Origin of the sequence: Nocardia sp. GTS18 (genome assembly GCF_013839555.1) — a bacterium.
Taxonomy (GTDB): domain Bacteria; phylum Actinomycetota; class Actinomycetes; order Mycobacteriales; family Mycobacteriaceae; genus Nocardia; species Nocardia rosealba.
Genome location: NZ_JACBIU010000038.1, coordinates 1 through 13,926, shown reverse-complemented (window position 1 = coordinate 13,926; position 13,926 = coordinate 1). Strand labels below are relative to the sequence as shown.

10 protein-coding genes are annotated in these 13,926 nt (G+C 68.9%); all 10 read left to right on the top strand.

Features of this window, described 5'->3' with window-relative positions; genetic code table 11:
* The first annotated feature begins 380 nt into the window (after positions 1–380).
* The 10 genes from HYG95_RS21800 to HYG95_RS21755 all read left to right on the top strand — a co-directional run bounded on the left by HYG95_RS21800 (position 381) and on the right by HYG95_RS21755 (position 12,997).
* Positions 381–3,059, top strand: coding sequence for a valine--tRNA ligase (locus HYG95_RS21800; RefSeq protein ID WP_181700565.1), 2,679 nt, complete (start codon positions 381–383; stop codon positions 3,057–3,059).
* 113 nt (positions 3,060–3,172) lie between these two features.
* Positions 3,173–4,543, top strand: coding sequence for a folylpolyglutamate synthase/dihydrofolate synthase family protein (locus HYG95_RS21795; protein ID WP_181700591.1), 1,371 nt, complete (start codon positions 3,173–3,175; stop codon positions 4,541–4,543).
* On the top strand, positions 4,540–4,938 hold the full coding sequence (locus tag HYG95_RS21790; RefSeq protein WP_181700563.1) for a DUF4233 domain-containing protein: 399 nt from the start codon (positions 4,540–4,542) through the stop codon (positions 4,936–4,938). Before HYG95_RS21795 ends, HYG95_RS21790 begins: the two co-directional genes overlap by 4 nt.
* Before the next feature lie 46 nt (positions 4,939–4,984).
* Complete coding sequence (gene ndk, locus HYG95_RS21785) at positions 4,985–5,401, top strand: nucleoside-diphosphate kinase (RefSeq protein ID WP_067486226.1); 417 nt, start codon at positions 4,985–4,987, stop codon at positions 5,399–5,401.
* 496 nt (positions 5,402–5,897) lie between these two features.
* A complete protein-coding gene (locus HYG95_RS21780) occupies positions 5,898–9,032 on the top strand; it encodes a translation initiation factor IF-2 N-terminal domain-containing protein (protein ID WP_370465879.1) in 3,135 nt (1,044 codons plus the stop codon).
* Between the two features lie 232 nt (positions 9,033–9,264).
* Positions 9,265–9,576: a 50S ribosomal protein L21 gene (rplU, locus tag HYG95_RS21775; protein WP_067486230.1), complete on the top strand. Its 312-nt coding sequence runs from the start codon at positions 9,265–9,267 to the stop codon at positions 9,574–9,576.
* A gap of 22 nt (positions 9,577–9,598) precedes the next feature.
* Complete coding sequence (gene rpmA, locus HYG95_RS21770; protein ID WP_067486232.1) at positions 9,599–9,865, top strand: 50S ribosomal protein L27; 267 nt, start codon at positions 9,599–9,601, stop codon at positions 9,863–9,865.
* A gap of 118 nt (positions 9,866–9,983) precedes the next feature.
* Positions 9,984–11,447 carry a GTPase ObgE gene (obgE, locus tag HYG95_RS21765; RefSeq protein WP_181700559.1) on the top strand — a complete coding sequence of 488 codons (1,464 nt, stop codon included), beginning with the start codon at positions 9,984–9,986 and terminating at the stop codon, positions 11,445–11,447.
* Positions 11,448–11,558: 111 nt separating this feature from the next.
* Positions 11,559–12,674 (top strand): glutamate 5-kinase, encoded by a 1,116-nt coding sequence (gene proB, locus HYG95_RS21760; protein WP_181700557.1) that lies wholly within the window; start codon positions 11,559–11,561, stop codon positions 12,672–12,674.
* Entirely contained in the window at positions 12,671–12,997 is a 327-nt protein-coding gene (locus HYG95_RS21755; RefSeq protein WP_181700554.1) for a hypothetical protein, read from the top strand. The genes proB and HYG95_RS21755 overlap by 4 nt, the downstream gene beginning before the upstream one ends.
* Positions 12,998–13,926 lie beyond the last annotated feature (929 nt).

The following is a 13,926-nucleotide window of genomic DNA, read 5'->3' as shown; positions in this document are numbered from 1 at the left end:
GGAGGCGTCACCCTCTCCAGAATCCGGGAAAACAGACAATTCGGCAATCGGTGAACACCCTGAGTTCGCGTCGACCGGCCTGTCGGACAACAGTTTCCGCGTGTCGATGGAGACACTCACAAACCTCGCCGACCACCGCTTGGAAGAATCTGAGAATTGGCTATGTATTCGAGGGGCGGCCGAAAAACGCCGGTAGAGTCGACTGCGAGAGGCGAAGTCTTCGGTGTCCCTCATCCACCGAAGACCTCGCCTCTGTTTAGTTGGAGCGCTGGCGCGCTCGAGGTTCGCGGCGGACCCTCCTCGAGGTCGGGTCGTACGTGGCTGGGACTGCGGGGTGAGGCGGGGGAAACCCGGTTGTCCGTTCCCCTTAGGATTGGGGCGTGACCAGCGCAGCCCCAGACAACTCGCGTAATCGTGCCGATGCCCTGCCCAAGAGCTGGAATCCCAGCGAGGTAGAGGCCGACCTGTACGAGGGCTGGGTAAACGCCGGGTACTTCACCGCCGACGCCACCTCGGCCAAGCCGGCGTACTCCATCGTGCTGCCGCCGCCGAACGTCACCGGCACCCTGCACATGGGTCATGCGCTCGACCACACCCTCATGGACCTGCTCACCCGCCGCAAGCGGATGCAGGGGTACGAGGTGCTGTGGCTGCCGGGCATGGACCACGCGGGCATCGCGACCCAGACCGTGGTGGAGAAGCAGCTCGCCGTCGACGGCAAGAACAAAGAGGACTTCGGTCGTGAGCTGTTCATCGACAAGGTGTGGCACTGGAAGCGCGAGTCCGGCGGCCAGATCCAGGGGCAGATGCGCCGCCTCGGTGACGGTGTCGATTGGAGCCGCGACCGGTTCACCATGGACGACGGGCTCTCGCGCGCCGTGCAGACCATCTTCAAGCGGCTCTACGACGCGGGACTGATCTACCGCGCCGAGCGCCTGGTGAACTGGTCGCCGGTGCTGCAGACCGGCATCTCCGACCTCGAGGTCGACCACAAGGAGGTCGACGGCGAGCTCGTGAGCATGCGCTTCGGCTCCCTGAACGACGACGAACCGCACGTCATCGTGGCCACCACCCGGGTGGAGACGATGCTCGGTGACACCGCCGTGGCCGTCCACCCGGACGACGAGCGGTACAAGGCTCTGATCGGCACCACGCTGTACCACCCGATCACCGGCCGCCAGATCCCGATCGTCGCCGACGACTACGTCGACCCGGAGTTCGGTTCCGGCGCGGTGAAGATCACCCCCGCCCACGACCCCAACGACTTCGAACTCGGTCTGCGCCACGGCCTGCCGATGCCGACGATCATGGACAAGGCGGGCCGGATCGCCGACACCGGAACCGAATTCGACGGCATGGACCGTTTCGAGGCGCGCGTGAAGATCCGCGAACGCCTCGAGGCCGAGGGCCGCATCGTCGGGCGCAAGTACCCCTACAAGCATCAGGTGGGTCACTCGGAGCGCTCCGGCGAGCCGATCGAGCCGCGCCTGTCGATGCAGTGGTGGGTCAAGGTCGACACCTTGGCCAAGGCCGCGGGCGACGCGGTGCGTGACGGTGACGTGAAGATCCATCCGGCCAGCCAGGAACCGCGCTGGTTCGACTGGGTCGACAACATGCACGACTGGTGCATCTCGCGTCAGCTGTGGTGGGGCCACCGCATCCCGATCTGGTACGGGCCCGAAGGCGAGATCGTCTGCCTCGGCCCGGACGAGCAGGCCCCCGAGGGCTGGGTGCAGGACCCCGACGTGCTCGACACCTGGTTCTCCTCGGGTCTGTGGCCGTTCTCCACGATGGGCTGGCCCGACGCGACCCCCGAGCTGGCGAAGTTCTATCCGACCAGCGTGCTCGTCACCGGTTACGACATCCTGTTCTTCTGGGTGGCCCGGATGATGATGTTCGGCATGTACGTCAGCGACGACCCGGTGCTCACTGCGGGCAAGGGCGGACAGAAGCAGGTCCCGTTCGAAGACGTGTTCCTGCACGGCCTCATCCGCGACCAGCACGGCAAGAAGATGTCGAAGTCGCGGGGCAACGGCATCGACCCGCTGGACTGGATCAACTCCTACGGCGCCGACGCGCTGCGCTTCACCCTGGCCCGCGGCGCCCAGCCCGGCGGCGACCTGTCGGTCGGTGACGCGCACGCGCTCGCCTCGCGCAGCTTCGTCACCAAGCTGTTCAACGCCACCAAGTTCGCGCTGATGAACGGTGCCCGCACCGGCGACCTGCCAGCGCGCGAGACCCTCACCGACGCCGACCGGTGGATCGTCGACCGGCTCGACCAGGTCCGCGCCGATGTCGACGCCGCGTTCGATTCCTACGAATTCGGCAAAGCCTGCGAGGCGCTGTACCACTTCGCCTGGGACGAACTGTGCGACTGGTACCTGGAACTGTCGAAGGTGCAGTTCGCCGAGTCCGACGCGCGCGCCGAGAGCACCTCGGTGGTCCTCGGCAACGTGCTCGACGCGGTGCTGCGCCTCCTGCATCCGGTGATCCCGTTCGTCACCGAGACCCTCTGGAAGGCGCTCACCGGCGGTGAGTCGGTGGTCGTCGCGCCGTGGCCGCAGGCCAGTGGCGTCGCCGCCGACGAGCGGGCCGCCCAGCGGGTCGCCGACGCGCAGCGGCTCATCACCGAGATCCGCCGTTTCCGTGGCGATCAGGGCTTGGCCGACAAGCAGAAGGTGAAGGCCACGCTGGTCGGCATCGAGGAAGCCGGACTCGCCGGCTTCGCGGCGTCGGTGGCGAACCTGGCCCGCCTGACCGAACCCGGTGACGACTTCGCGACCACCGCCGAGGTGGAGGTCCGCCTGTCCGCGGGCACGGTGACCGTCCAGCTCGACACCTCCGGTGCCATCGACCTCGACGCCGAACGGCGCAGGCTGGAAAAGGATCTCGCGGTGGCGCAGAAGGACTTCGACCAGACCACCGCCAAACTGGCCAACGAGGCGTTCCTGGCCAAGGCGCCGCAGCAGGTGGTCGACAAGATCACCGCCCGCCGCGAGGTGGCCACCGCCGAGGTCGCCCGGATCAGTGCGCGCCTGGCGGAGCTGAGCGCCAAGTGAGCGACATCGGCCCCGACGACGGCGAGCTCGGCCCCGAGAACGCGGGCTTCGGCGGCGACGACTACCGCCCGGCCCAGCTCGGCACCGGTCCGTCGCCGGTCGAGCTTGCCGAAATGGCGCTCGTCGAAGCCGAACTCGACAAACGCTGGCCCGAAACCAAGATCGAGCCGTCGCTCACGCGCATCAGCACGCTGATGGATCTGCTCGGCAACCCGCAGCACAACTACCCGGCCATCCACATCGCGGGCACCAACGGCAAGACCTCGGTGACCAGGATGATCGACGCGCTGCTCACCGCCCTGCACCGGCGCACCGGCCGGATCACCAGCCCACACCTGCAGCTGGCGACCGAGCGGATCAGCATCGACAACGCACCGATCAGCCCCGCCCGCTACGTGGAGACCTACCATGAGCTCGCGCCCTACATCGACATGATCGACCGGCGTTCGGCCGAGTCGGGCGGGCCCGCGATGAGCAAGTTCGAGGTGCTCACCGGCATGGCCTACGCCGCGTTCGCCGAGGCACCCGTCGACGTGGCCGTCGTCGAGACCGGCATGGGCGGTACCTGGGACGCCACCAACGTGATCGACGGCCAGGTCGCTGTGATCACCCCCATCGGCCTCGACCACACCGAGTACCTCGGCCCCGACCTCGAGTCGATCGCCAAGGAAAAAGCGGGAATCATCAAGCGCGCCAAGGAAGCACTTGTTCCGGTCGACACCGTCGCGGTGATCGCCGAACAGGCCCCCGAGGTGATGGACGTGCTGCTGCGCCGGGCCGTGGAGGCCGACGCGGCGGTCGCGCGCGAAGGCGCGGAATTCCGGCTGCTGGAACGGGCCGTCGCCATCGGCGGCCAGCTGCTGACCCTGCAGGGGCTCGGCGGCGTCTACGACGAGATCTTCCTGCCGCTGCACGGCGAGCACCAGGCCCGCAACGCCGCGCTCGCGCTGGCCGCCGTCGAGGCGTTCTTCGGGGCGGGCGCCGAGCGTCAGCTCGACATCGAGGCCGTGCGCGCCGGATTCGCGGCCGTCACCAGCCCCGGCCGGATGGAACGGATGCGCAACGCGCCGACCATCTTCGTCGACGCCGCCCACAACCCGGCGGGCGCGCAGGCGCTGGCCAACACCCTCACCGGCGAATTCGACTTCCGCAAGCTGGTCGGTGTGGTCGCCGTACTCGGCGACAAGGACGCGGCGGGCATCCTCGACGCCCTGGAACCGGTGTTCGACGAGATCGTCGTCACCAGCAACGGGTCGCCGCGCGCCATGGACGTCGACACCCTCGCCGACCTGGCCGTCCAGCGCTTCGGCGACGAGCGCGTGATCACCGCCGACACCCTGCCCGACGCCCTGGAATCGGCGATCGCCCTGGCCGAACAGGCCGGCGACGACGGCGACGTGATCTCCGGAGCGGGCGTGGTCGTCACCGGTTCGGTCGTCACCGCGGGTGCCGCCCGCGCCCTGTTCGGAAAGGGGCCCTCATGAGTGCGGTTCCACCCCCCGCCACCGACCCCTGGAAGGGGTTTCGCGGGGTGATGGCCGGAACGCTGATCCTCGAGGCGATCGTGGTGTTGCTGGCGCTGCCGGTCGTCGGTTCGGTCGGCGGCGGGGTGACCTGGTTCTCGGGCACCTACCTGGTGGTCCTCGCGCTGCTGATGATCCTCGGTGCCGGATTGCAGCGGAAGCCGTGGGCCATCCCGTTCAACCTCGGGCTGCAGGTCCTGGTGCTGGCGGGGACGTTCATCCACCTGTCGATCGGGATCATCGGGCTGGTGTTCGCGGCCGTGTGGGCATTCATCCTGATGCTGCGCTACGACGTGCAGCGACGCATGGACGCCGGGTTGTTGCCGAGCCAGCGGATGCGGCGGACCCAGTCCTGAACGGGGTCGTTCGGCGTAGACGCCGACCCGACGCTAGGGTTAGCGCGTGACTGAGCAGACGTTGGTACTCATCAAGCCGGACGGTGTCTCCCGTGGCCTCGTCGGCGAGGTCCTGGCGCGCATCGAGCGCAAGGGCCTCACCATCAAGGCGCTGGAGCTGAAGAACGTGTCCGCCGAACTGGCGGGCGAGCACTACGCCGAACACGCCGAGCGGCCGTTCTTCGGTTCGCTGATCGAATTCATCACCTCCGGCCCGGTCGTCGCGGCCGTGCTCGAGGGCCCGCGCGCGATCGCGGCGTTCCGTCAGCTCGCCGGTGGCACCGACCCGGTCGAGAAGGCCGTCCCCGGAACCATCCGCGGCGACTTCGGTCTCGAGACCCAGTACAACCTCGTTCACGGCTCCGACTCGCCCGAGTCCGCCAAGCGCGAGATCGCGCTCTGGTTCCCCGAATTCCCCGCCTGACGGTGCTGTTCTCGCTCGTCGCGTCCGGTGCGGACGCGACGGGCTCGAGTGACGGTTCCGCGCGCGAGTTGCGCCGATGGCGATCACCGCGCGAACCATATGGGATACTGAAGACGGATGTGTTCGATACCGATGTCATCGCAGCCCCACCAGGGCGGTCGGTGACAGCCTGACGCGCAGGTACGCGGCAGCGGCGACGGACATGACCGGATGACACCGCAGTTGGATGCCGATCATCGCTGCCATGGACAACCCTGTTGCTGGGGTTGCCGGGCACGCTGGATGAGCGCCTCAGCGCGCGGCGTCACGCCGTACAGCCAGGCGCCGCGTGACCGGTTGGCCCGCCAGATGATCGATTCCAGGCGCGACCGGATACGCGGGGCGAGACCAGATGACCCTCGTACCATCGGGTACGAGGTGCACGGACGATGCCCCCGCGCCGGCCGCGTCACTCCCGTACCGGGGATGGACGCGCCCGGGGGCCCGAGGAGACTTCGTGGCCGAACAAGAGCCGCTGGACACAACACAACAGGATGCCGATCAATTGCCGGAGCGAATTCGAGTTCATGCACTGGCCAAACGACTGGGAGTGACCAGCAAGCGCATCCTGGCCAAATTGGCGGAGCTGGGCGCCGAGGCGCGCAGCGTGCAATCCAATGTCGACCGAGCGGTCGCCGAGACCGTACGCGACGCGATCGCCGCCGCCGACGCCGAAACCGGCGAACCCCCGGCACCCGCCCCGACCACCAGGGGTAGGAAGAAAGCCACCGCACCCGTCGCCGAGCAGCCGGCCGACCCGACCACCACCTTGTTCTCCGCGCCCGAGGTCGCGCGCCCCGACGAGGTGTTCGCCCCGATGGCCGACGACGCCCACACCGGGCTGTTCACGCACCGGGCGACCGAGGAACCGGCCCCCGAACCGGTGGCCTTCGAGGCGCCCTCGGTCGGTATGCCGCTGTTCCTGCCGCCCGACGCGAGCGCCGCCGAAGAGGCGCGCAAGCGCCGTCGCGCCGAACGCGCGCCCAAGAAGGTGGAAGAGCCCGTCGAGGAGCCCGAGGCGCTCGACGAGACCGAGGCCACCGACCAGTCCGGTGACACCGACACCGATACCGACTCCGACAGTGACAACGACGCCGACGGGCAGCCGCGCCGTCGTCGTCGTGGGCGCCGTGGTCGCGGTCGCGGCCGTGGCGAGCAGTCCGCCGACGGCGAGGACAACGACAGCGACGAGCACGACACCGAGGACGAGCCCGCCGCCGAGCAGCCCGCCCCGGCCGAGGCCGAGCAGTCCGACGACTCCGACGAAGACGACGACAACCAGCCCGAGGGCGCGAGCCGTCGCCGTCGGCGCCGTCGTCGTCGCAAGGTCGGCGGGGACTCCGCCGACACCGACGCCGCCGCCGAGGACGACCCGCCGAACACGGTCGTGCACGAGCGCGAGCCGCGCAACAAGAGCCGCAGCCGCGCCGGTGCCTCCGACGAGGTGCAGGGCATCTCCGGTTCCACCCGCCTGGAAGCCAAGCGTCAGCGCCGCCGCGACGGTCGCGACGCGGGCCGCCGCCGTCCGCCGATCCTCACCGAGTCGGAGTTCCTCGCCCGTCGCGAGGCCGTCGACCGGGTGATGGTCGTGCGCGAGAAGGCGTTCGATCCGGCCGAACACGCACCGGGCCACCAGACCACCACGCAGGTCGCGGTGCTCGAGGACAACATCCTCGTCGAGCACTTCGTGACCAGCTCCGGTCAGGCATCGATGGTCGGCAACGTGTACCTGGGCAAGGTACAGAACGTGCTGCCGAGCATGGAGGCCGCGTTCATCGACATCGGCCGCGGCCGCAACGGTGTGCTCTACGCCGGTGAGGTGAACTGGGAGGCCGCCGGTCTCGGTGGCAAGGAACGCAAGATCGAGCAGGCGCTCAAGCCGGGCGACACCGTGCTGGTCCAGGTCTCCAAGGACCCGGTCGGCCACAAGGGTGCCCGCCTGACCACCCAGATCTCCCTCGCCGGTCGCTTCCTGGTGTACGTGCCGGGTGGCACCTCCACCGGGATCAGCCGCAAGCTGCCCGACACCGAGCGCAAGCGGCTCAAGGAGATCCTGCGCGAGATCGTGCCCGCCGACGCGGGCGTCATCATCCGCACCGCGTCCGAAGGTGTGAGCGAGCCCGAGCTGGCGCGCGACGTGGAACGGCTGCAGGCCACCTGGCGCACCATCGAAGAGGCCTCGAAGAACGCGGCCAAGGACGCGCCCAAGGCTCTCTACGAAGAGCCGGACATGCTGGTGAAGGTCATCCGCGACCTGTTCAACGAGGACTTCGCCAAGCTGGTCATCGAGGGTGACCGCGCGTGGAGCACCGTCGAGAACTATGTGCGAACCGTCGCCCCCGACCTGCTGCCGCGGGTGAACCGGCACGAGAACAACGGTGTCGACGTGTTCGACGCCTACCGCATCGACGAGCAGCTGGCCAAGGCGCTCGACCGCAAGGTGTGGCTGCCCTCGGGCGGCACCCTGGTGATCGACCGCACCGAGGCGATGACCGTCGTCGACGTCAACACCGGCAAGTTCACCGGTTCCGGCTCCTCGAACCTCGAGGAGACCGTCACCAAGAACAACCTGGAGGCGGCCGAGGAGATCGTGCGCCAGATGCGGCTGCGCGACATCGGCGGCATGATCGTCGTCGACTTCATCGACATGGTGCTCGAGTCCAACCGCGATCTGGTGCTGCGCCGCCTCACCGAGGCCCTCGGCCGCGACCGCACCCGCCACCAGGTGTCGGAAGTCACCTCGCTGGGCCTGGTCCAGATGACGCGCAAGAAGCTGGGCACCGGCCTGGTCGAGGCGTTCTCCACCACCTGTGAGCACTGCCACGGCCGCGGCATCCTCGTGCACTCCTACCCGGTCGATTCCGGGTCGGGCATCGAGGAACCGCGCGGCAAGGAGAGCGGTTCGCGGCGTCGCCGCGGCAAGGACAAGGACCGCGACGCCAAGCCCGCCCAGACGGCCGCTCCGGCCACCAACGGCACCGCGCCGGTCGCCGAGGCCGACGAGGAGGACATCGCCGTCAAGCGTGCCCACCCGGTCGCGTTGGCGATGGCCGCCCACCACGGCGACGAGGACGGCGAGACAGTGTCGGCCGAGGTCGAGACCGAGCAGCCGGCTCCCGAGCCGACCCGCTCGCGCTCCAGGTCTCGGTCGCGGCGGTCCAACCGCGCCGCGCAGGCCGAGACCGCGATCGACAGCCCCGCGCTGACCGGGGTCGTCCCGGCCGAGGACGAGGTGGTCGAGGAAGTCGTCGTCACGCCTGCCCCGGCCGACGAGGCGCCGACGGTCGAGCCCGTCGAATCGTCCTCGCTCGCCCGGGAACCCGTCGAGGAGCCCGTCGCTCCCGCCGCCGAGGAATCCCCGGTGGCCGAGGAACCGGCCGCCCGGGCGCCGCGTAGGCGTCGTGTAGCCCGTTCGACGGCGGCTCCGGCCGCCGACAGCGCGGGCGCGGTGTTCGTCGTCTCGGCGAACGAGCAGCCGCCCGCGGCAGCCGTCGTGGACTTCGACGCCGAACCCGTCGTCGTCCCGCAGCGCAAGCCGCGCAGGCGTGCGGTGGCACGTCCGGCGGGCGCGCCTGCGCCGGAATCGAACTGAGGTGACGTCCCCCGATTCGGCCCTGACCGGCCGAATTGGGGGACGGCATACCGTTCTGGTAACCTAGGTCGGTCGCTGCCCAGCGATTGGGCATCTGGCCGGACGGCCGGGTGATACCGCAGGCAGGCAGCTAACGTTCTTCCCCCGCACGTGCGGGGATGAGCCCAGGAATACGCGTCGCAGCTGCGGCGTGGACATGTGCAGGACCAACGTGAGTGGAGGAAGCCGACCGATGGCAGCGTACGCAATCGTCAAGACCGGCGGAAAGCAGTACAAGGTCGCGGTCGGTGACCTGGTGAAGGTCGAGAAGATCGAGGGCAAGCCCGGCGACGCCGTGGCCCTGACCCCGGTTCTCGTCGTCGACGGCGCCGATCTGACCACCGATGCCGACAAGCTGGCCAAGATCTCCGTGGCCGCCGAGGTCGTCGATCAGACCAAGGGTCCGAAGATCCGGATTCACAAGTTCAAGAACAAGACCGGCTACCACAAGCGCCAGGGTCACCGTCAGCCGCTGACGGTCATCAAGGTCACCGGCATCAAGTAAGAATTCCCGAGGAGACGAAGCAATGGCACATAAGAAGGGTGCATCCAGCTCCCGGAACGGTCGTGATTCGAACGCCCAGCGCCTCGGCGTGAAGCGCTTCGGCGGCCAGAAGGTCAGCGCGGGCGAGATCCTCGTCCGTCAGCGCGGAACCCACTTCCACCCCGGCGTCAACGTCGGCCGTGGTGGCGACGACACCCTGTTCGCCCTCGCGGCGGGCGCGGTCGAGTTCGGCACCAAGCGTGGCCGCAAGACCGTCAACATCGTTGTCCCGGAGCCGGTCCAGGCCTGACCGCCTGGAGCGTCAGCTCCCCACGGACACCAGAGCGGGTCAGGGTTTCCCTGACCCGCTCTGTCGTGTTCTCCCACCCTTACCGCAAACGACAAGTCAGAAGGAGGAGGATCAACCCATGTCCAAATTCATCGACCGCGTCGTGCTGCATGTTCGTGCCGGTAGAGGTGGACACGGTTGTGCCTCGGTGCACCGTGAGAAGTTCAAGCCGCTCGGCGGTCCCGACGGGGGCAACGGCGGCAACGGTGGCGATGTGATCCTCGAGGTCGACGCCAACGTGCACACCCTGCTCGATTTCCACTTCCATCCCCACGCCAAGGCGGGCAACGGCAAGCCGGGCGAGGGTGGCAACCGCGACGGCAAGCAGGGCACCGACCTGGTGCTGCAGGTGCCCGACGGCACCGTCGTCGTGGACAGCGACGGCAAGGTCGTGGTCGACCTCGTCGGCGTCGGCAACCGGTTCATCATCGCCCGTGGTGGTCGTGGTGGGCTCGGCAACGCCTCGCTGGCGTCCAAGGCGCGCAAGGCGCCCGGTTTCGCGCTGCTCGGTGAGGAGGGCGAGGAGATCGATCTCGTCCTCGAGCTGAAGTCGGTTGCCGACGTCGGTCTGGTCGGGTTCCCGTCGGCCGGTAAGTCGTCGCTGGTCTCGGTGCTCTCGGCCGCGAAGCCGAAGATCGCCGACTACCCGTTCACGACGCTCGTGCCGAACCTCGGCGTGGTGCAGTCCGGTGACACCACCTTCACCGTCGCCGACGTACCCGGCCTGATCCCCGGCGCGAGCCAGGGTCGCGGCCTCGGGCTCGACTTCCTGCGCCACCTGGAACGGTGCGCGGTACTCGCCCACGTCGTGGACTGCGCGACCCTCGAACCCGGCCGCGACCCCGTCTCCGATGTCGACGCGCTCGAGGCCGAGCTCGCCGCGTACAAGCCCGCGCTCTCCGGTGACGAGAGCCTGGGCGACCTGGCCGATCGCCCGCGCGTGGTCATCCTGAACAAGACCGACGTCCCCGACGGCAAAGAGCTCGCCGAGATGGTGACGCCCGAGTTCACCGCCCGCGGCTGGCCGGTCTTCGAGATCTCGGCCGTGAGCCGCGCCGGTCTGCGCCCGCTGACCTTCGCACTGGCCGACATGGTCCGCCAGTACCGCGAAGACCACCCCAAGGCGGCACCCAAGCGTCCGATCATCCGCCCGATCGCGACCGACGAGTCCGGTTTCAGCGTGATCGCCGATCCGCAGGAACCCGGCGGTTTCATCGTGCGCGGTACCCGGCCGGAACGCTGGATCCGCCAGACCGATTTCAACAACGACGAGGCCGTCGGCTACCTGGCCGACCGGTTGGCTCGTCTCGGTGTCGAAGCGGAGCTGGTCAAGCAGGGTGCCGAACCCGGCTGCCCGGTGACCATCGGCGAGGTGACCTTCGAGTGGGAGCCGCAGATCTCGGCCGGTGTCGACATGCAGCCGACCGGGCGTGGCACCGACCTGCGCCTCGAGAACAACGACCGCATCGGCGCGGCCGAGCGCAAGCTCGCCTCGCAGGCGCGGCGTGGTCTGCTCGACGAGAACGGTGAACGGAAGAGTTGACGGTGGTGTCGCGCCCGGCGAAATTCGCTGTCGGGCGCGACGAGTCGGTCGGCATACTGCGGTAGGGCTCCTGCGAGCCCGTCGACGACGATTCGTGCAGGGAGTTGGGCGATGCAGGTGGGTTCGGAGCTGAGTCAGGGGCGGGCCGCGATCGTGTCGGCGCGCACCGTGGTGGTCAAGATCGGGTCTTCGGCCCTGACCAGCCTCGAAGGTGGTCTCGACACCGGTCGGCTCGATCTGCTCGCCGATGCCGTCGAAGCGCGGATGCGCGCCGGATCCGATGTGGTCGTCGTGTCCTCGGGTGCCATCGGCGCCGGGCTCGCACCGCTCGGCCTGTCGAAGCGGCCCAAGGATCTGGCCACCAAACAGGCCGCGGCAAGTGTCGGCCAGCTGGCCCTGGCGCACGCCTGGGGAACCTCGTTCGCCCGCTACGGCCGTACCGTCGGCCAGATACTGCTCTCCGCGGACGATTTCGCCCGCCGGGAGCACCATCGCAACGCGCAGCGCACCCTCGACCGGTTGCGCTCGCTCGGGGCGGTCGCGGTGGTCAACGAGAACGACACCGTCGCCACCGAGGAGATCCGTTTCGGTGACAACGACCGCCTCGCCGCCCTCGTCGCCCACCTCGTCGGCGCCGACGCCCTGATCCTGCTCTCCGATGTGGCCGGGCTCTACGACGGCGACCCGCGCAAGGGGCCCGCCAATTTCATTCCCGAGGTGCGCGGCAGTGCCGACCTCGACGGCGTCATCGCGGGCAGCGGTGGTGCGCTCGGCACCGGCGGCATGGCCTCCAAACTGTCGGCCGCCCGCCTCGCCGCCGACGCGGGCATCCCCGTCCTGCTCGCCTCGGCCGCCGAAGCCGCGACCGCCCTCTCCGCGGGCACCGTCGGCACCGCCTTCGCCGCCCGCCCCGTGCGCCTGTCGGGCCGCAAGTTCTGGGTCCGCCACGCCGCCGACACCCGCGGCGCCGTCCTGCTCGACGACGGCGCCGTCGCCGCCGTAGCCGAACGCCGCTCTCTGCTCGCCGCGGGCATCACCGGCCTGCGCGGCCGCTTCTTCGGCGGCGACGTGGTCGACCTCGTCAGCCCCGCCGACGAGGTCATCGCCCGAGGTGTCGTCGAATACGACAGCACCGAACTGTCCACCATGCTCGGCCGCTCCACCACCGACCTCCCCGAAACCATGCAGCGCCCGGTCATCCACGCCGACGACCTCGTCAAGGTGTGAGCGTCTCGTCCTCGACCGACAAGCAGCCGGAGCCGAGCCGCGACGTTGTGGTTCTCTCGGTGAATCGCGCTTTGTGGCAAGAGGTTTCGGCCGCTGTCAGGGCGGTGTTCTGCAAGGTGGAAGACGGGGTGATCTCCATCAGGTTCGTCGTCGAGGGAGCGATCGCCGACGACGATCGCGATTCGACCAGCTGTGTAGCCGCCGAAGTGATCGCGGACTTTCCGGATCACCGGGTGAACGAACGCATCGAACGCTTGGACCCGCCGACGAGGGTCGCCATGCCTCCCGGATGGCATCTCGTTGTTCATCGTCGTGAAGGCTGATCGACTGCAGCATGCACACTGACGGCCCGGCGCCTGAGGAGACCGTGCCGTCGACGACGGGCGGAAACCGGCCCTGACGGTGGGCGACAAGTTCCGGAGCGGCGTCGGACGGCCCGCGCTGACAGGCGTCACCTGTGCTGACCGCGCCGCGTCGACCAGTCTGGCTGCGCCGACCGTGACGCCTAGAGTGCAGCGCCGGTACCAGCCCCGGCAGCTCGTCCCGCTGAGTTCGGTCCGCCCGTGATCGTCTTGGGCCTGTCCCGAGCTGTACGGGTTGTCCTGCAGCCGTCGACCTATCGAGTCGATGCCTGAAGTTGCCGGCGGGATGACATCAGGCTGGTCCACGTCGGCCGCGGGACGCGACCGGGGTGAGCGTTCCCCGGCCGAATGCGTCGGATTTTATCGCTGCGGCGGGATGACGCCCGGCTGGTCCAGGCCGCCCGGGGGTTGGGGTGGTGTGGGTCGGGGAGGTTCGGCGCCGGGGACGGGGCCGGTGACGCCGGGTTGGCCGCCGGGGTCGGACATGTCGGGGGCGTTCTGGGGTGCGGGTGGTACGACCGGTGGAGTATTGGTGTCCGGGGCGGTCGGGTTGGAGTCCTGCTGAGTGGGCGGTGCCGGGGGCTGGCTCGGCGGTGCAGGGTTCTGGCTCGGTGGCGCGGGAGGGTCGCTCGGCGGTGCCGGGCTTTCCGCCGGTGGCGGAGCAGGATTCGCCGTCGGCGGTGCCGGTGGCTCGCTGGGCGGGGCGGGATTCTCGCTGGGCGGTGCCGGGAGCTCGGTTGTGGGGCCGGTCTCTTATACACATGTGACGCTCCCGACGACTAGATGGCTGCACAACCGTGCTGTCGCCGTATCATGTCATCATCAGGATACACACGTCACGACATCGCTTGTGTTATATCATGACTGCATCATCATGTCCACGAATATCA

What these genes read in the sequence shown, in the direction of transcription:
- HYG95_RS21790 (WP_181700563.1), top strand. Translation starts at nt 4,540, where the DNA reads ATGAGTGCGGTTCCACCCCCCGCCACCGACCCCTGGAAGGGGTTTCGC.
- obgE (WP_181700559.1), top strand. Translation starts at nt 9,984, where the DNA reads ATGTCCAAATTCATCGACCGCGTCGTGCTGCATGTTCGTGCCGGTAGA.
- proB (WP_181700557.1), top strand. Translation starts at nt 11,559, where the DNA reads ATGCAGGTGGGTTCGGAGCTGAGTCAGGGGCGGGCCGCGATCGTGTCG.
- rplU (WP_067486230.1), top strand. Translation starts at nt 9,265, where the DNA reads ATGGCAGCGTACGCAATCGTCAAGACCGGCGGAAAGCAGTACAAGGTC.
- rpmA (WP_067486232.1), top strand. Translation starts at nt 9,599, where the DNA reads ATGGCACATAAGAAGGGTGCATCCAGCTCCCGGAACGGTCGTGATTCG.
- HYG95_RS21795 (WP_181700591.1), top strand. Translation starts at nt 3,173, where the DNA reads ATGGCGCTCGTCGAAGCCGAACTCGACAAACGCTGGCCCGAAACCAAG.